The sequence below is a fragment of the Streptacidiphilus jiangxiensis genome, assembly GCF_900109465.1.
Taxonomy (GTDB): Bacteria; Actinomycetota; Actinomycetes; order Streptomycetales; family Streptomycetaceae; genus Streptacidiphilus; species Streptacidiphilus jiangxiensis.
Genome location: NZ_FOAZ01000004.1, coordinates 1 through 18,719, shown reverse-complemented (window position 1 = coordinate 18,719; position 18,719 = coordinate 1). Strand labels below are relative to the sequence as shown.

Below are 18,719 nucleotides of genomic sequence, written 5' to 3'. Positions count from 1 at the left end.
CTCATTCCCCCCGGAGGGTGAGCAAAACCCCGTCGAGCTCGTCCGGCTGCACCAGTACGTCGCGGGCCTTGGAGCCCTCGCTCGGACCGACGATGCCGCGCGACTCCATCAGGTCCATCAGCCGGCCCGCCTTGGCGAAGCCGACCCGCAGCTTGCGCTGCAGCATCGAGGTCGAGCCGAACTGGGTGGAGACGACCAGCTCGGCGGCCTGGATCAGCAGATCCATGTCGTCACCGATCTCCTCGTCGATCTCCTTCTTCGGGCCCGAACCGACCGTGACGTCGCTGCGGTACTCGGCCTGGAGCTGCGCCTTGCAGTGCTCGACGACGGCGGCGATCTCCTCCTCGGTGATGAAGGCGCCCTGCATGCGCACCGGCTTGCCGGCGCCCATCGGCAGGAAGAGCGCGTCGCCCTTGCCGATCAGCTTCTCGGCGCCGGGCTGGTCGAGGATGACGCGGCTGTCGGCGAGCGAGGAGGTGGCGAAAGCGAGTCGGGAGGGCACGTTCGCCTTGATCAGACCGGTCACGACGTCCACGGAGGGACGCTGGGTGGCGAGCACCAGGTGGATGCCGGCGGCACGGGCGAGCTGCGTGATGCGGACGATCGAGTCCTCGACGTCGCGCGGGGCGACCATCATCAGGTCGGCGAGCTCGTCGACGATCACCAGCAGGTACGGGTAGGGCTGCAGCACGCGCTCGCTGCCGAGCGGAGGCTGGACCTTGCCGGCCCGCACCGCGCGGTTGAAGTCGTCGACGTGGCGGAAGCCGAACGCGGCCAGGTCGTCGTAGCGCAGGTCCATCTCGCGGACGACCCACTGGAGCGCCTCTGCGGCCTTCTTCGGGTTGGTGATGATCGGCGTGATCAGGTGCGGCACGCCCTCGTAGGCGGTGAGCTCGACGCGCTTGGGGTCGACCAGGACCAGCCGCACTTCCTCCGGCGTCGCCCGCATCAGCACCGAGGTGATCAGGCAGTTGATGCAGGAGGACTTGCCGGCGCCGGTGGCGCCGGCGACGAGGATGTGCGGCATCTTGGCGAGGTTGGCCATGACCGTCTGGCCCTCGACGTCCTTGCCCATGCCGACCAGCATCGGGTGCGGGTCGCTGGTGGAGGCCGGCGAGCGCAGCAGGTCGCCGAGGTTGACCATCTCCCGGTCGGTGTTCGGGATCTCGATGCCGACCGCGGACTTGCCCGGGATCGGGCTGATGATCCGGACATCGGGGCTGGCGACGGCGTAGGCGATGTTCTTCGCGAGCGCGGTGATCCGCTCGACCTTGACCGCCGGGCCGAGCTCGACCTCGTAGCGGGTGACCGTCGGGCCGCGGGTGAAGCCGGTGACCGCGGCGTCGACCTTGAACTCGGCGAAGACACCCATGAGCGAGGCGACCACGTCGTCGTTGGCCTTGGAACGGGCCTTGCCGGGGCCACCGCGGGTCAGCAGGTCCACCGAGGGCAGCCGGTAGTGGTTGCCGTCGGGCAGCTTCAGCTGCTCGGAGCGGAGCGGCGGGATGGCGTCGTCCGGCGTCGCGGCGCCCCGCTCGTGGTCGGCGGCTTCGGTGCGCGCGGCCGGGACCGGCGCCTCGGGCGCGTGGTCCGGCATCGGCGGGACGTCGACCGGCAGGTCGGACGGCGGGGTGCGGTCCTTGACGCGGCCGAGCATGTCGGCCAGCGCGGCCGAGGGCTGGACGCCGTGCATGACGGCGCCGTCGAGCTCGGCGGCGGCCGCGGCGGCGACGCCGATGGTGTCGAAGGGGTCCGGCTGCTCCCCGTCCGGGGCGGCCGTGCCCACGCGGCGGCGGGGGCGGCGACGGCGCGGCGCGGTCTCGCCGTCGCGTTCCATCTGCCTGCGCTTGGCCTCCAGGACCGCGCGCTCCTCCGGCGTGCCGGGCTCCCCCTCGAAGTCACCGAAGCCGATCCCGTCGAGGCCGTCCAGCCCGTCGAGCCCGGCCTCCTCGTCGAAGTGACCGTAGGCGTCGGGGCGCGGCTCGACGATCGAGAGCCGCTCACCGAGCAGCCGCAGCCGCTGCGGGATCTGGTTGACGGGCGTGGCGGTGACGACCAGCAGCCCGAAGAAGGAGACCAGCGTCAGGAACGGCACGGCGAGCGCGGGGCCCGCGGCGGCCATCAGCCAGCGGGAGGCGGCCAGGCCGATCAGCCCGCCGGACTCGCGGATGCGCGGGGCACCGGCCGACAGACTGGGCGCGCCGTAGCTGATGTGGATCAGGCCGAGGACGCCGACGGTCAGCGCGCCGAGGCCGATGACGATCCGTCCGTTGGCCTCGGGCCGCTCCGGATGGCGCATCAGCCGGACGGCGATGCCGAAGAGCAGCACCGGCACGACGGCGGTGAGCTTGCCGAAGGCACCCTTGACCACGTCGGTGACGGCGATGCCGAGCCAGCCCTGCGGGTCGGACCAGGAGCCCGCGGCGATGAGCAGCGCGAGCGCGATGAGCAGCAGCGCCAGCCCGTCCTTGCGGTGGGCCGGGTGCAGGTTCTTGGCGCCGTTGCCGAAGCCCCGGGCGACCGCGCCGACACCGTTGGCGACGCCGAGCCAACTCCCGCGCACGGCACGGTAGGCCATCGGCTTCGGTGGCCTCGGCGGAGGCGCGGCGGGCGCCGCCTTCTTGGCGGGTGCCTTCTTCGCGGGGGCGGCCTTCTTGGCGGGTGCCTTCGCCGCGGCCTTCTTCGCGGGCGCCTTGGCGGGTGTGGCCTTCTTCGCCGTCCCCGCGCCTCGGGTGGACGAACCGCTTCCGGACGTGCGTGTGGCCATGGCGTTCAGATTACTAGCGTGGGCAGGGGCGCAACACGTGCTGCACGAGGTTGCTCCGGTCGTGTCGCGGCACGGGCGGGAAAGGGCCGCCCGTCAAGCGCGACACGCCGTCAGGCGTCCGTCGTGCCGTTCCGGTTCGGGTTGCCGGGCTCGAGGGCGTCGATGGCGCGGCGCAGACCGGCGAGGCGGCGCTCCAGGTGCGTGGCGGTGGCGACGGCGGCCTGGTCGGTGCCCTCGGCGAGCTGCTTGGTGAGCGCCTCGGCCTGCTCCTCGACGGCGGCGAGCCGGGCCGAGAGCTCCGACAGCAGCCCGGCGCCGGGGCCCTGACCGGCCTCCAGCTGCAGACGCAGCAGCGCGGCCTGCTCCTTGAGCTGGCAGTTCTTCATGTAGAGCTCGACGAAGACGGAGACCTTGGCTCGCAGCACCCACGGGTCGAAGGGCTTGGAGATGTAGTCCACCGCGCCGGCCGCGTAACCGCGGAAGGTGTGGTGCGGGCCGTGGTTGATCGCCGTCAGGAAGATGATCGGGATGTCACGGGTGCGCTCGCGGCGCTTGATGTGGGCGGCGGTCTCGAAGCCGTCCATGCCGGGCATCTGCACGTCGAGCAGGATGACCGCGAAGTCGTCGTTGAGCAGCGCCTTGAGCGCCTCCTCGCCGGAGCCGGCCCGGACCAGGGTCTGGTCGAGCGCGGAGAGGATCGCCTCCAGCGCGAGCAGGTTCTCCGCCCGGTCGTCGACCAGGAGGATCTTGGCCTTCTGCACCTTGGCCTGCCCTCCTCGCGCCGCCCCCACCGCGGGCGCGGCCGCGCCGCGGTACGTGTCGGATTCGTACGTCACCCGTGTGTCCACCACTGTCCTGCCGACGGTCATGCTAGCCGCACCTCACTGCCCGCACCCGGTGAACTGCCCGCCTCCGGTCACCGTCCCAGCACCGTTGGCAACGCCGAGTGACCTTATCCCGTTCCTGTGCCACCGAGCCACCACCCTGACGAGTGGGGACAACTCGGTACTGACGGACCGTTGGGGGATCACGGGAGATCAGGCTCCGGTCAGATGCCCTCTCGTCCACCCCCGCCAACCGTCCCGCGCACGGTGTGCGACGCATATGCCCCGGTCCCGTGCACGCCTGGACGATCGGCCCTCAGGGCCGCCTGGCCCGCAGCCAGTGCTCCATCACCCCCAGCAGGTGGTCGGTGTCGACCGGCTTGGTGACGTGGTCGGACGCCCCGGCGGCCAGGCTCTTCTCCCGGTCGCCCTTCATCGCCTTGGCCGTCAGCGCGATGATCGGCAGACCCGCGAACTGCGGCATGGAGCGGATCGCCTCGGTCGTGGCGTAGCCGTCCATCTCCGGCATCATGATGTCCATCAGCACCAGCGCGACGTCCTCGTGCTGCTCCAGCACCTCGATGCCCTCGCGCCCGTTCTCCGCGTACAGCACCGAGAGCCCGTACGTCTCCAGCACGCTCGTGAGCGCGAAGACGTTGCGGATGTCGTCGTCGACGATGAGCACCTTCTCGCCACTGAACCGGCCGGAGAACGGCGCGAATGTCCCCTCGCGCGCCCCCTCCTGCTCCCCGGCTTCGATCTCCTCCGGACGGGCCAGGGAGGTCGGCTCCGGCGCGGGCGCGGCGACCTGGGCCGGAGCGACGAACCGGTCGGCGGAGCCCGCGTGGGAGCCGCCGGTCTGGACGGAAGGTGCGCGACGGCGCTCGTGGGCCGCCTCGATGACCTCCTGGGCCCACAGCTCCGCCGGGCTCACCCCGGCCTGACCGTGGCCGTCGGCAGCGACGGCCTCGTTCTCGGCGGCCTCGCGCAACGGCAGGTAGAGGGTGAAGGTGGAGCCCCGGTCGATCTCGCTCTCGGCGTTGATCTCGCCGCCGAGCAGCCGGGCGATCTCACGGGAGATGGAGAGCCCGAGGCCGGTGCCGGCGTACTTGCGGCTGGTGGTGCCGTCGGCCTGCTTGAACGCCTCGAAGATCTCCCCCAGCTTGTTCTGCGGCACGCCGATGCCGGTGTCGGTGACCGAGAAGGCGATCAGCGGCTCCTCCGGGTCGGCGATCGCGCCGGACTCCAGCAGCTGCTCGCGGATCGCCTGCGGCACCGGGTGCTCGCCGCCGGGGCCGCCCGCGGGCTGGATCAGCAGCTCGACGGCGCCGGAGTCGGTGAACTTGACCGCGTTGGAGAGCAGGTTGCGCAGCACCTGCTGGAGCCGCTGCTCGTCGGTGTGCAGGGTGACCGGCAGCTCCGGCGAGACCCGGACGGCGAAGTCCAGGCCCTTGTCCGCCGTCAGCGGCCGGAAGCCCGCCTCGACGTAGTCGACCAGCTGCACCAGCGCGATCCGGGCCGGACGGATGTCCATCTTGCCCGCCTCGACCTTGGACAGGTCCAGGATGTCGTTGATCAGCTGGAGCAGGTCGGAGCCGGCGCCGTGGATGGTCTCGGCGAACTCCACCTGCTTGGGGCTGAGGTTGCCGTCGGCGTTGTCGGAGAGCAGCTTGGCCAGGATCAGCAGCGAGTTGAGCGGGGTGCGCAGCTCGTGCGACATGTTGGCGAGGAACTCGGACTTGTAGCGGGTGGAGAGGGCGAGCTGCTCGGCGCGCTCCTCCAGCACCTGCCGGGCCTCCTCCATCTCGGAGTTCTTGATCTCGATGTCGCGGTTCTGCACCGCGAGCTGCTCGGCCTTCTCCTCCAGCTCGGCGTTGGAGCGCTGCAGCTCCTCCTGCCGGGCCTCCAACTCCGCCGACCGCATCGACAGTTCGGCCGTGAGGCGCTGGGACTCCAGCAGCAGGCCCTCGGTCTTGGTGTTGACCGCGATGGTGTTGACGGTGACGCCGATCATCTCGGCGATCTGGTCCAGGAAGTCCATGCTGATCTTGGTGAACGGGTTGAACGAGGCCAGCTCGATCACGCCCAGCAGCCGGCCCTCGAACAGCACCGGCATCACGATCACGTTGACCGGCGCGGCCTCGCCGAGCCCGGAGGCGATCTTCAGGTATCCGGGCGGGGCGTCCTTGAGCAGGATCGGCTTCTTCTCGATCGCCGCCTGCCCGACCAGCCCCTCCCCCAGGTGGAACGAGGTCGGCATGGCCCGGCGCTGGTAGCCGTAGGAGCCGATCAGCCGCAGCACCGTGTCGTGCTCGATCGCCTCCTCGCCCGCGTCCACCGTCATCTCGTTGCGCAGCGCCGGCATGGCCAGGAAGAAGGCGCCGTGCTGGGCGGAGACCACCGGGGTCAGCTCGCTCATGATCAGCGAGCTGACCGCCTCCAGATCCCGGCGGCCCTGCATCAGGCCGGAGATCCGGGCCAGGTTGGTCTTCAGCCAGTCCTGCTCCTGGTTGGTCCGGGTGGTCTCGCGCAGGTTGGCGATCATCTGGTTGATGTTGTCCTTGAGCTCGTCGAGCTCACCGGCCGCGTCCACGTCGATCCGCAGGCTCAGGTCGCCACGGGTCACCGCGGTGGCGACCTGGGCGATGGCGCGCACCTGGCGGGTCAGGTTGCCCGCCAGCTCGTTGACGGACTCGGTCAGGTCCTGCCAGGTGCCGGCGACGCCGGGGACGCGGGCCTGGCCGCCCAGGCGGCCGTCGGTGCCGACCTCGCGGGCGACGCGGGTGACCTCGTCGGCGAAGGCGGAGAGCTGGTCGACCATGGTGTTGATGGTGGTCTTCAGCTCCAGGATCTCGCCGCGGGCGTCGACGTCGATCTTGCGGGTCAGGTCGCCCTTGGCGACGGCCGTGGTGACCTGGGCGATGTTGCGGACCTGGCCGGACAGGTTGTCGGCCATGAGGTTGACGTTGTCGGTCAGGTCCTTCCAGATGCCGGCCACGCCCGGCACCCGCGCCTGCCCGCCCAGGATGCCTTCGGTGCCCACCTCGCGGGCCACGCGGGTCACCTCGTCGGCGAAGCCGGAGAGCTGGTCGACCATCGTGTTGAGGGTGTCCGCCAGTGCGGCGACCTCGCCCTGCGCGTCGATGGTGATCTTCTTCGACAGGTCGCCGCCGGCCACCGCCGTCGCGACCTGGGCGATGTTGCGCACCTGGAAGGTGAGGTTGGACGCCATGCCGTTGACGTTCTCGGCCAGGTCGCGCCAGATGCCCTCGACGCCCTTGACCCGCGCCTGGCCGCCGAGGATGCCCTCGGTGCCCACCTGGCGGGCCACCCGGGTCACCTCGTCGGCGAAGACGGACAGCTGGTCGACCATGGTGTTGACGGTGGTGACCAGCTCCAGGATCTCGCCGCGCGCGTCGACGGTGATCTTCTTGGACAGGTCGCCGCGCGCCACCGCCGTGGTGACCTCGGCGATGTTGCGGACCTGGTTGGTCAGGTTGTTGGCCATCAGGTTGACCGAGTTGGTCAGGTCCTTCCAGGTGCCGGAGACCCCCGGCACCCGCGCCTGACCGCCCAGACGCCCCTCGGTGCCCACGTCCGTGGCGACCCGCGTCACCTCGTCCGCGAAAGCGGAGAGCTGGTCGACCATCGTGTTCAGGACCGTCTTCAGCTGCAGGATCTCGCCGCGGGCGTCGACCGTGATCCGCTGGGTGAGGTCACCGCGCGCGACCGCCGTGGCGACGGTCGCGATGTTGCGCACCTGGAAGGTGAGGTTCGACGCCATCAGATTGACGTTGTCGGTCAGGCCGCGCCACACGCCCGCGGCACCGGGCACCATCGCCTGGCCGCCGAGGATGCCCTCGGTGCCGACCTCGCGCGCGACGCGCGTCACCTCGTCGGCGAACGCCGAGAGTTGGCCGATCATCGCGTTGATGGTGTTCTTCAGTTCGAGGATCTCGCCGCGGGCGTCGACCTCGATGGTCTGGGACAGGTCGCCGCGCGCCACGGCGGTGGTCACCTGGGCGATGCTGCGCACCTGGTCGGTGAGGTTGACCGCCATCAGGTTGACGTTGTCGGTCAGGTCCTTCCAGGTGCCGGCCACGCCCGGCACCTGCGCCTGGCCGCCGAGCTTGCCCTCGGTGCCCACCTCGCGCGCCACGCGCGTGACTTCGGAGGCGAAGCCGGAGAGCTGGTCCACCATCGTGTTGACGGTGTTCTTCAACTCCAGCATCTCGCCCGCGACCTGCGCGGTGACCTTGCGCGACAGGTCACCCTTGGCGACGGCCGTGGTGACCAGCGCGATGTCGCGCACCTGCGCGGTCAGCCGGCTGGCCATCATGTTGACCGAGTCGGTCAGGTCCTTCCAGGAGCCCGACATGCCGCGCACCCGCGCCTGGCCCCCCAGCTTGCCCTCGGTGCCGACCTCGACGGCGAGCCGGGTCACCTCGTCGGTGAACTCCGAGAGCTGCTCGACCAAGCCGTTGACGGTCCGGCCGACCTTGAGGAACTCGCCGCGCAGCGGGTGCGAACCGCCGTCCGGGCCGAGCGCGCGCAGCTCCATCCGCTGCTGCAGGTCGCCCTCGGCGATCGAGCCGAGCACCCGGCCGACCTCGGCCATCGGTCGGGCCAGGTCGTCGATCAACGCGTTGGAGTTGTCGATGGCCGTCGCCCAGGCGCCCTCGCAGGAGCCCACCTCCAGCCGCTCGCCGAGCCGGCCCTCACGCCCCACCGCGCGCCGCACCCGGGCCAACTCCCCGGTCAGGTGCTGGTTGCGCTCGGCGACCTGGTTGAAGACCGCGGCGATCTCCGCGATCACCGAGTCCCCGGGCACGGTCAGCCGCTTGCGGAAGTTGCCGTCGCGCATGGCCGTCAGCGCGGTCAGCAGCTTGCGCAGATCGGCCGCGTCCGCGCCGGGGCCGCTGCGGCGCGGTGGCCGCGTGCCGCCGGGCTTCGCCACGACCGCCGTCGCCCTGCTCGAATCCACCGGCGTGCCTCCAGAGTTGCGTTGATTGCCGCGCGTGGGACGCTTCCACACAATCTAACGACCGCGACGGGTTGAGGGAGGGCCGTGGACGGGTATCGGCTCCGCTGAACCGCGTCACCTGGTCCGACCCTGCCTGTCAGGTGCAGATCGAGTCACCGAACGTACCGGCTTAGCTCCCCAAGTGGTACCGCGGATCAGTAACCTGGCGGCGTGGGTCGGTGTTTGTCCCAGTGACCCGGCAGCCCAGATGAAGGAGGAGGCGCTCGTGGGTGAGGCCACCGCGCGGGCCGCCGCCACGTTCGAACCCGTCGGCCGCTCCGTCGCCGGCGCACGCGCCTTCGTCCGCGACACGCTCCAGGGCTGGGGCTTCGGCGAGGTCGTCGACGACGCCGTCGTCCTGGTCAGCGAACTGGTGACGAACGCGGTCGTGCACGCGGGCACCGCCGCCCTGGTCGAACTGCTGCGCCAGGGCGAGCAGGTTCGCATCGAGGTCGGCGACCGCTACCCGCGCCGCGCCCTGCCCATCTACCCCGGCGCCGACGAGGGCCCGGCCCCCACCGCCGAGTTGGAGCGCGAGGGCGGCCGCGGCCTGCTGCTGTGCGCGGCGCTCGCCTCGCGCTGGGGCGTCGACTACACCGCCACCGACAAGCGCGTCTGGTTCACCCTCGACCTGCCCGCACGCCCCACCGGCACCCGCGCCGCCGGCCCGGTCACCCCCGACGCGCAGCTGCCCGAGGCCGAGGAGCAGGTCCACGTCGCCGTCGTGCAGGTGGACGGCGAAGGCCTGGTCTCCGCCTGGAACCAGGACGCCGAGCTGCTCTTCCAGCACCCCGCCGTCAAGGCCGTCGGCCGCCCCTTCGCGGAGCTGGCCGCGTGGCCGCAGACGCCCGGCACCAGTCTCGGCGTCGACGAGGCGCTGCGGCTGTCGCGCTGGGAGGGCAGCTACGCGATGCGGCGCGGCGACGGCCGCCTGCTCGGCGTCTACGGCGCGCACCTGCGCGTGCGTGACACCCATGGCAACCCCTCCACCGTCTGCCTGCTCGTGCGCGAGGAGGAGCGCGCGGTGCTGCAGACCCCTTCGCGCGCCGCCAAGGGGGGTGGCGCGGAGGGTGGCACCCGTGCCGACGGCCCCGCCCTCGACGCCTTCCTCGGCCCGCTCACCGGCGGCCAGGCGCCCGACGACCTCGACGGCCTGCTCCAGCGCACCGTCGAGCGCGCCCGCGACCTGCTCGACGGCGACGCCGCCTACCTGCTGCTCGCCACCGACGACGAGACCGAGTTGGAGGTCCGCGCCAGCTGCGGACTGCCGTCCGGCCGACAGCGCTTCGCCCGGGTGCCCGTGGAGTCCGGCGTCGGCCGCTACGACTCCGCCCGGCTGCCCACCGTCCACGACGACCTCGCCGACTCCCCCGGCGCGGTGCCGCTGCTCGGTGGCACCGGTCTGCGTTCGGTCGTGACGGTGCCGCTCAAGGTCGAGGGCCGCCTCACCGGCTCCCTCGGCGTCGCCGCGCAGTCACCGGGCCAGTACCGCAACGACGACGCGCTGCGGCTGCAGTTCGCCGCCGACCGGATCGCTCTCGCCGTCGAGAGCGCCCGGCTGACGGAGCTGGAGCGGTTGCGACGCGGCTCACTGTCGTTCCTCGTCGAGGCCTCCGACCTGCTGGCCGGCACGCTGGAGCGGGACCAGACCCTCGCGCTCGTCGCACAGATGACCGTGCCGACGCTCGCTTCCTGGTGCGCCGTCTACACGACCTACACGGGCGTCGACCCCTCCGTCCCCGAGCTCGCCTACGTCCTGCACGAGGACGAGGAGCAGATCGACGGTCTGCGCGCCCTGCTGGAGCGCATCGCGCCCCCGGAGCCGTTGAACACGCCCGGCGCGCGCGAGTGGCCCGCGCCCACCGACGCCGCCCAGGACGCCGCGCTGCGTGCCACCCTGCGCGCCCGCACCCAGGGCGCGGGCGAGACCGCGGCCCAGCGCACCGCGCTGGCCACCGTCGCGACCGTCGGCGGCGACACCGTGGTGCTGCCGCTGGTCGCCCGTAACCGCGTCATCGGCATGCTGACGCTCGGCAAGCCCGCCGAGGAGAAGTTCCGCCGCGAGATCCTGGAGCTGGCCGAGGACCTGTCGCGGCGGGCCGCGCTCGCCCTCGACAACGCCCGCCTCTACTTCGAACGCACGGCCACCTCACGGGCGTTGCAGCGCAGTCTGCTGCCGCCTGCGGTGCCGCGGGTGCCCGGCGTCGAGGTCGAGGTCATCTACCGCGCGGCCGGCGAGGGCAACGAGGTCGGCGGCGACTTCTACGACATCTTCCCGATCCGCGAGGGCACCTACGGCTTCGCCATCGGCGACGTCTGCGGCACCGGCCCCGAGGCCGCCTCGGTCACCGGCCTGGCCCGCCACTCGCTGCGGCTGCTCGCCCGCGAGGGTCTCTCCGCGCCGGAAGTGCTGCAGCGTCTCAACGCCGCCATCCTCGACGAGGGCGACCGCGGCCGCTTCCTCACCCTCCTCTACGGCGAGATGACCCCGCGCGAGGACGGCACCGTCGAACTGCGCACCGTCTGCGCGGGCCACCCCCTGCCGCTGCGCCTGCGCCCCGACGGCACCGTCACCCCCGCAGCCTCGCCGCAGCCGCTGCTGGGCGTCCTCGACGAGCTCGACCTCGAGACGGAGACCCTCGTCCTCGACCCCGGCGACGTCCTCCTCTGCGTCACCGACGGCATCACCGAACGCCGCGACGGACCCCGCATGCTCGGCGACGACGGCCTCGCCTCCGTCCTGACCACCTGCACCGGCCTCACCGCCGGCGCCGTCGCCACCCGCGTCCTGCGCGCGGTGGAACGCTTCGCCGCCGACCCCGCCTCCGACGACATGGCGATCCTGGCCCTACGGGTCCTGGGCGCCCCGGCACCCCAGGCGCGCTGACGAGCCCGGCCCTCAGTCCTCCCGCGTCAGCGGGCTGCTCGGACACGCCGCCCGTTCCTCTCTTGCGCTCCCGGCGCCAAGAGGCGCACCAGGGCGAAGAGGACGGCGATCAGCAGGGTCCAGGAGCCCCACTCGTGGGTCGAGACCGGCTGCCAGCCGTGACGCTGGTACGGGTAGCGCCAGGCGCCGAGGAAGGTGGCGATGTTCTCGGCGAGCCAGAGGAAGAAGCCGATGAGGACGAAGGAGAGCGTCAGCGGCATGCGGTGGTCGCGGCCGCCGACAGTGAAACGGACCGTGGTACCCCACAGCGCCGCGACAAGAAGAGCCGCGAGAGGCAGGCGGACGTCCGGGAGCCAGTGGTCGGTGAGGAAGTTGACGAAGAGCGCGGCCGCGAGCAGCGGGACGGCGAGCGGGCGGTAGCCCGTGACGCGCAGGCGGAGGAGACGCCAGGCGCAGCAGACGTAGCTGCCGACCGCCGCATACATGAAGCCGCTGTACAGCGGGACCCCGGCGAGCTTGGTGAGGGCGTGCTCGGGGTAGCTCCAGGAGCCGACGTGGACCTTCACCAGCTCCAGCGCCAGCCCCAGCACGTGGCAGGCCAGCACCGCCAGCACGTCGCGGCCGGACTCGACGCCCAGCGTCCACATCAGCGCCGTCAGCGCGATGCCGCAGGCGAGGAGCAGGTCGTAGCGCGCGAGCGGCAGCGCCGGGGCGAGGCGGACAGCGGCCATGCCGGCGAAGAGCAGAACCGAGAACGCGCAGCACTGCGCCTGGGTCCAGCCGAAACGGAAGAGTTGCCCGAGAGCAGTCATGACAGCCCAGGACGGCGAGGACCACGAGCCCGGTTCCCTGCGCCAAACTTTCACAGCCGGGTCGCCCCGGCTTGTCCGGGTCTGGGCACGCCGAGTTGCTGTGAGACAGGAGTGACCCCTGTTGCGCGCCTACGCGCGTCCCTAGCATCGGCCGCGTGTCCCGCCCCTCACGCCGCGCCCCGTTCGCAGCCGTCGTCACCGCCGGCTCGCTGGTCGCGGTCTGCGCGGCCGCCGCCTATGCCGATCCCACCTCGCTCTTCGCACCACTGCCGTGGTCCGCGTTCCAGGTGACGCCCCTCCGCGGGCTCTGGTCCGTCGCCGGGGTCGCGGTGTTCCTGCCCGTGCTGGTGCTGGTCACCGCGTGGGGCACCGCCGTCTCCTTCCGCGGCGCGGCCGAGAGCACCGGACGCAAGCGGATGGTGTTCCGGCTGTGGGGCGTCACCGTCCTCGCCACCGCCCTCGCGCGCCTCGCCCAGATGGTCGCCGAGACCGCCGGTGCAGGCGTGCACGGGGGCGCCCGGACGCTCGTCGCGACCGCCCTGTGGGACTGCGGACTGCCCGCCTCGCGGGTCGCACTGATCGGGTGGATCCCGGCCGTGCTCGGCGCCTACGCGCACCGGTACCGGCCCCGGCCCGAGGAGCCGAAGCGACGCCGCCTGTCGGCGCAGCCGCACTACGGGTGGCGCTGGTGCCTCACCGGCACGGCGCTGCCGCTCGCCCTGCTCGGCCCGCTCGTCGGGCCGATGCTCTGGGAGGGCTCCCCCGCCGCGGCCTTCTACGGCGAGCAACTGAGCCTGCGCCGCCAGCCGTTCGGGCTCGACCTCGGACCCGCACGGTTCGCCGTGGAGCTGGTGACGGCCGCGATCGTGGGCGCGATCCTGCTCGCCCGGTCCTCGCGGCGCTTCGACTACACCCGTCCGGCCGACCTGCTGCTGGGCGGCTGGCTCGCCGCCCTCGGCGGCGGCGCGGCCGCCGGAGTGGTGCAGACCCTGCTCGCGCTGCCTCGCGATCTCCAGGGCACCGACCTGTTCGTGATCCCCGACGCGGGGCTCCGCATCGGCACCGGGCTCTCCCTCGGCGTGGCCTTCGGCTGGGGCGTCGTCCCCACACTGCTGCTGATCAGCCGCCTGCTCGAGGTGATCTCCGGGCAGCGGCGCCGCATCGCGACGGTCCTCGCCTCGGCCACCGCGCTGGCTCTCGGCTCCTGGCTGCTGGCCCAGGCCACCCCCAGCACGGCGACCGCCACACCCGTCGTCGACGCCGGTGCCCGCGCCACCGCCGGGGCGCCGCTGCCCGCGCTCACCGTCCGACCGGCCACCACGACCGCGCCCGCCCTGATCAGCGACGTGAACGGCCGCCAGGTGCTGTTGCGCGGCGTCAACGTCAACCAACTCGTCGACTACGCCGCCCCGCCGACGCCCGGCCGGGCCGCCGTCCGCCCGCTCGGCGACAGCGACTTCGCCCGGATGGCGGCCCTCGGCTTCGACGTGGTGCGGCTCGACGTCTCCTGGTCGGCGCTGGAGCCCAGCCGCGGACAGTTCGACCAGGCCTACCTGGACCGGATCAAGGCCACCGTCGCCATGGCCGCCCGGCACGGCCTCTACACCGACATCGACATGCACGAGGACGCTTGGGGCCCGGCCCTCGCCGCACCCGCCGGCACGACCTGCCCGAGCGGCAGCACCCCCTCCCTCGGCTACGACGGCGCACCCGCCTGGGCCACCCTCATCGACGGCGCCTCCCGCTGCCAGGCCCTCAGCCGCGACCTCACCCCCGCCAACACCCGTGCGTTCAGCGCCTTCTACCACGACACCGACGGCATCCAGAGCGAACTTGTCCGCACCTGGTCCCTGGTGGCACGCACCTTCGCCAACGACCCGGCCGTCGCCGGCTACGGCGTGCTGAACGAGCCCGGCGTCGGCGACGACGCTCCGGCCACCTCCTCCGTGCTGCTGGGCGCCTACGAGAACCGGGCCGTCCAGGCGATCCGCGCCGCCGAACGGCAGGCGACCGGCGGCTTCCCGCACCTGGTCTTCATCGAGCCCAGCGTCCTCTGGTCGGGGCTCGGCTTCGACGCCGCGCCGCCGCGCGGCTTCAGCACGGACCCCTACCTGGTCTTCGCACCGCACCTGTACAGCGAGTCGATCACCATGGACCAGTCGCTCGGCCTGACGCTGGTATCCGTCGAGCGCGGCTTCGCACTGGCCGAACAGCAGGCCAAGGTCTACGGGATGCCACTGTGGGCGGGTGAGTGGGGCTGGTTCGGCTCCACCACGTCCACCACGGGCAGCCCCGCGGACCCCGCCGGCAACCCGGCGATGCTGCACCGCTTCGCCGCCGCCGAGGACCAGGCGCGGATCGGCGACGCCTACTGGGTCTGGAAGCAGGCCTGCGGCAGCCCCGAGAGCGACCAGCACGCGACCGTGGTCGGCAACCTCGTCGGCGTCGACTGCGCGACGGGCAAGGACGTCGCCCCCTCGGCGGGGACCGTCGCGGTACTGTCCCGCGCCTACCCGCGCACCGCCCCCGGCACCCTCACCGCGCTGACCTCCGACACCGTCAGCGGCGCCTTCTCGCTCACCGGTGTGGCCCCGCTCGCGACGACGACCGGCCCGGCCTGCACCCTCGACGTCTGGTACCCCGGCACGACCAAACCGACGCCGACCGCCACTGGACTCACCCAGCTGACCGTGCACCAGGTGCCCGGCGGGTGGCGCGTCACGGGCTGTGCAGCCGGTGACTACCGCCTGTCCATCGGCTGAGGCGCCCCGGCCATCGATCGGACACGCCCTTTACACCCGTCACCAGCGCCTCTGCGGCAGATTTTCGGAATTGCTCGATATCACTCTGATTACGGTATGTTGACGCCCCGTCACTGTCGGGTACTGGACAGTTGTCGGACACCGGCGGCCGGAAACCGACCCGACCGTCGACCAGCATCACCAGTGAAAGGAGCCCCCGTGAGCAACGAAGCCGCGGTGGCAAACAACCGCTCCCTCACTCTCGGTGCCGCAGCAGGATCGCTCGGCTACCTCGCCCTCGGCCTCACCCTCCTGGCCTACGGCATCGTCTCCACCGGCGTCATCCACAACACCACCGCCGCCGACACCCACGCCCTGACCTTCTGGGTCGGCGGGATCGCCCTGTTCATCTGCGGGCTGGTCGAGTTCCGGGCCGGCAGCAACGCCACCGGAACCGCCTTCGCCGGCCTCGGCGCCCTCTGGGTCGTCGCCGCCGAGACCTCACCCTCGTCGGCCAACGCGGCCGGACTCTTCTTCATCCTCTGGGCCCTGCTGGCACTCGCGCTCACCGCATCGCAGTGGCGCGGCGCGAGCCTGCTGCTCCGCGGGGTCTACGGTCTGTTCACCGTCGCCCTGGTGCTGTGGGCGGTCGGCGCCTTCGCGAGCAGCTCCGGCCTCGACAAGACGGCCGGCTGGGTGGCCGCGGTCGCAGGCCTGCTCTCCTGGTACGCGGCGACGGTCTCGCTCGGCGGCAGCAGCTGGGCCGGGCTCAATCTCCCCGTCCGCTGACCGATCGCACGGGGGCGGGCGGAGACCCGAGGGGAGCCTCCGCCTCGCCTGCAAGGGCATGGCGCAGCAGGTACGCGGCCCGCAACCGGGCCGCGTACCACTGCACGAGATAGGCCAGCAGCAGCAGCGCGATCGCGGCGACCCCGTCCAGCCAGTAGTGGTTCGCGGTCACCACGACGACGGCCACCGTCAGGAGCGGGTGGGCGATCACCAGCCAGCGCCACCGGCTGCTGCTCACCTTGATCACCGCGACGGCCACCAGCACGCACCAGGCCACGTGCACCGACGGCATCGCCGAGTACGAGTCGGCCTGCAGCCCACCGATCGTCGTCCCGTAGACGGACTGCCCGTACTGGACCGCCAGGTCCGCCATGCCGCTGCCAGGCAGCAGCCGCGGCGGGGCCACGGGTATCAGCTGCACCAGCAGCGACCAGGCCGTGACCAGGACCAGCGACATGCGCACCCACGGATACGCCTGCCGGTGTCGCAGGAAGAGCCAGACCAGCATCACGATGACGGCGCCGAAGTGCATCGACGCGTAGTAGTAGTTCGCCGCCTGCGCCAACCACGGATGCGGCAGCACCCAGTTCTGCAGAGTCGCCTCGCTGGGCAGATGGAGCCACCGCTCCGCATCCCAGATCGCCTGGCCCCGGGAGAAGGCACCGTCCGTGCTCATCACCGACAGCTGGCCGGCGTACTGCCAGACCGCGAACAGCGCGATCACCGTCGCCGCCTCACGCAGCACGAGCCCCACATTGACCCGCCGCGGCGAGGGCGAGCCGACGCGCCGCGCGGCCAGCGACGCCCCGAAGGCCGCCACCGCCAGCGTGCCCGCCGACTGCCAGTCCAGCGTCAGGTTCTGCACGGCGCCGACCCCCTTTCGATGCGCTCACCGTAGTGCCTACCTGTGACGATGCGCGCGCCGGGTCGGATTCAGCCCACCGGCTCCAGCGGGTGGCGGATCAGCAGCGAGGCCCGGACCGGTTCGTCGCCGAGCGCGGCGTAGGTGTGGGGCGTGTCGGAGTCCCAGGACGCGTGCTCCCCGGCGCGCACGACGATCGGTTCCCCGACCCTGCCCACCTGGGCCGTGCCGGAGAACACCGTCAGGTACTCGACCACGCCGGCCGGATGGGCGGGCGAGGTCTGCAGCACGCCCGGCCGGATCTCCAGACGGTAGAGCTCCGTGCTGACCCCGCCGTCCTGGAAGGCCTCCAACAACTGCGCCGCGACGGCCGTGCCACGCACCTCGGGGACGCTCAGCGGCCCTCCCGGCGTGGACAACAGCATCGCCAGGGGGACGCCCAGCTGTCCGGCGATCGCGTAGAGCGTCTCGGCGGTGGGGTTGCGGGTGCCCGTCTCCAGGCCGGACAGCGTGGCCTTGCCGACCCCTGCCCGCCGTGCCAGCTCGGACAGGCTGATCCCGCGCTGGGCACGCAGCGCACGGATACGTCCGCCCGTCGCTACGGCGGCCTCCGCCGACCAGGGCCCGGAATTCTCCATGGCCCCGAGTATCTCGCGCCCGATAGCGTTCCGTTTATGGAACACTCGCCGGGACGGATACCCGTCCAACCACTGACCGCAGGACTGATCACAGCCGTGGTCGGCTTCAGCAGCTCCTTCGCCCTGGTCCTTACGGGCCTGCGCGGCGTCGGCGCCGACCGCGACCAGGCCGTCAGCGGCCTGCTGCTGCTCTGCCTCGGCATGGGCGGCCTCGCGGTCTGGCTCGGCCTGCGTCACCGCCAACCCATCAGCATCGCCTGGTCCACGCCGGGCGCCGCGCTGCTGGCGAGCGCCGGCATCCCGGCCGGCGGTTACCGGGCGGCGGTGGGCGCGTTCCTGGTCTGCGGACTGCTGCTGACCCTGACGGGTCTCTGGCCCCGGCTCAGCTCGCTCGTCGCCGCCATCCCGACGGGGCTGGCCACCGGGCTGCTCGCCGGCGTACTGCTGCCGCTCTGTCTGGCCCCCGTCCAGGCCGCCTTCCACCTGCCCGGCCTCATGCTGCCGGTCCTCGCCGTGTGGGCCCTTCTGCTGCGCTGGGCACGCCGGTGGGCGACCCCGGGTGCTCTCGTGGCGCTGCTGGTGGTCCTCGCGGTCCGCACCCCCCTGCACCTCGGCGGCACCGCCGACTCCCTGCTGCCGCGGGTCACCCTCACGACACCGACGCTCACCTGGTCGGCGGTGATCGGGATCGCCGTGCCGCTGTACGTCATCACCATGGCCTCCCAGAACATCCCCGGCATCGCCGTGCTCCGTCACTTCGGCTACGACCCGCCGATCCGATCCGTCCTGACGGCCACCGGTCTCACCACGACCGCGACGGCCCTCGGCGGCGGCTACGCCGTCAACCTCGCCGCGATCACCGCCGCGTTGTGCGCCGGCCCCGACGCCCACCCGGACCGCGGTCGCCGCTGGATCGCCTCCGTGACGGCGGGCGCCTGCTACATCCTGCTCGGCCTGACCGCCGGCGTCTCCGCCGCCCTGCTGACCCAGGCCCCGCCCCAGCTGGTCGAGGCGATCGCCGGTCTCGCCCTGCTCCCCACGCTCGGCTCCGCACTCGCCGCCGCCCTCGCGGAGGAGAAGGGACGCGAGGCAGCGGTTCTCACCTTCGTCGTTGCTGCATCCGGGGTATCGGCCTACGGGGTCGGGGCGCCGGTCTGGGCACTCGCGGCCGGTCTCGCCCTGCGGCTGCTGATGTGAGTCCGTAACGCAGTGAAGCCCCCTGACCGATGGTCAGGGGGCTTCACTGTAAAAGTTGTTCGGCGGCGTCCTACTCTCCCACAGGGTCCCCCCTGCAGTACCATCGGCGCTGTGAGGCTTAGCTTCCGGGTTCGGAATGTAACCGGGCGTTTCCCTCACGCTATGACCACCGAAACACG

General features: G+C 72.1%; 10 protein-coding genes and 1 rRNA gene. 4 read left to right on the top strand and 7 right to left on the bottom strand.

Annotated elements, in window-relative coordinates; translation table 11 throughout:
- Position 1 precedes the first annotated feature (1 nt).
- From BMY61_RS09030 to BMY61_RS09020, 3 genes are all read right to left on the bottom strand, one after another.
- Positions 2–2,767, bottom strand: a complete 2,766-nt coding sequence (locus BMY61_RS09030) for an FtsK/SpoIIIE family DNA translocase (RefSeq protein ID WP_042441891.1) — start codon at positions 2,765–2,767, stop codon at positions 2–4.
- Between the two features lie 110 nt (positions 2,768–2,877).
- Positions 2,878–3,528, bottom strand: coding sequence for a response regulator (locus BMY61_RS09025; RefSeq protein ID WP_042442031.1), 651 nt, complete (start codon positions 3,526–3,528; stop codon positions 2,878–2,880).
- Positions 3,529–3,907: 379 nt separating this feature from the next.
- On the bottom strand, positions 3,908–8,548 hold the full coding sequence (locus tag BMY61_RS09020; RefSeq protein WP_425314678.1) for a HAMP domain-containing protein: 4,641 nt from the start codon (positions 8,546–8,548) through the stop codon (positions 3,908–3,910).
- Between the two features lie 274 nt (positions 8,549–8,822).
- Here BMY61_RS09020 and BMY61_RS09015 point away from each other — a divergent pair, with 274 nt between their 5' ends.
- Positions 8,823–11,501: a SpoIIE family protein phosphatase gene (locus BMY61_RS09015; protein ID WP_042441892.1), complete on the top strand. Its 2,679-nt coding sequence runs from the start codon at positions 8,823–8,825 to the stop codon at positions 11,499–11,501.
- A 26-nt stretch (positions 11,502–11,527) separates the two neighbouring features.
- Here BMY61_RS09015 and BMY61_RS09010 read toward each other — a convergent pair whose 3' ends face one another.
- Positions 11,528–12,313 carry a DUF817 domain-containing protein gene (locus BMY61_RS09010; RefSeq protein ID WP_042441893.1) on the bottom strand — a complete coding sequence of 262 codons (786 nt, stop codon included), beginning with the start codon at positions 12,311–12,313 and terminating at the stop codon, positions 11,528–11,530.
- Positions 12,314–12,468: 155 nt separating this feature from the next.
- Between BMY61_RS09010 and BMY61_RS09005 the strand changes: the two genes are divergently transcribed.
- Together BMY61_RS09005 and BMY61_RS09000 are read left to right on the top strand one after the other, a co-directional pair.
- The gene (locus BMY61_RS09005) at positions 12,469–15,075 is read left to right on the top strand and encodes a cellulase family glycosylhydrolase (RefSeq protein WP_052438258.1); all 2,607 of its coding nucleotides are present in this window, start codon (positions 12,469–12,471) and stop codon (positions 15,073–15,075) included.
- 198 nt (positions 15,076–15,273) lie between these two features.
- Positions 15,274–15,843, top strand: a complete 570-nt coding sequence (locus BMY61_RS09000; protein WP_236655813.1) for a GPR1/FUN34/YaaH family transporter — start codon at positions 15,274–15,276, stop codon at positions 15,841–15,843.
- On the opposite strand, the gene BMY61_RS08995 is transcribed toward BMY61_RS09000, so the two are convergent.
- Positions 15,824–16,708, bottom strand: coding sequence for a phosphatase PAP2 family protein (locus BMY61_RS08995; RefSeq protein ID WP_052438259.1), 885 nt, complete (start codon positions 16,706–16,708; stop codon positions 15,824–15,826). The genes BMY61_RS09000 and BMY61_RS08995 overlap by 20 nt on opposite strands.
- A gap of 68 nt (positions 16,709–16,776) precedes the next feature.
- On the bottom strand, positions 16,777–17,343 hold the full coding sequence (locus tag BMY61_RS08990) for a helix-turn-helix domain-containing protein (protein ID WP_042441894.1): 567 nt from the start codon (positions 17,341–17,343) through the stop codon (positions 16,777–16,779).
- Between the two features lie 36 nt (positions 17,344–17,379).
- Between BMY61_RS08990 and BMY61_RS08985 the strand changes: the two genes are divergently transcribed.
- Positions 17,380–18,540, top strand: a complete 1,161-nt coding sequence (locus BMY61_RS08985) for a benzoate/H(+) symporter BenE family transporter (RefSeq protein WP_042441895.1) — start codon at positions 17,380–17,382, stop codon at positions 18,538–18,540.
- Positions 18,541–18,597: 57 nt separating this feature from the next.
- Here the strand turns inward: BMY61_RS08985 and rrf are convergent.
- A 5S ribosomal RNA gene (gene rrf, locus BMY61_RS08980) occupies positions 18,598–18,714 on the bottom strand.
- Between the last annotated feature and the right edge of the window lie 5 nt (positions 18,715–18,719).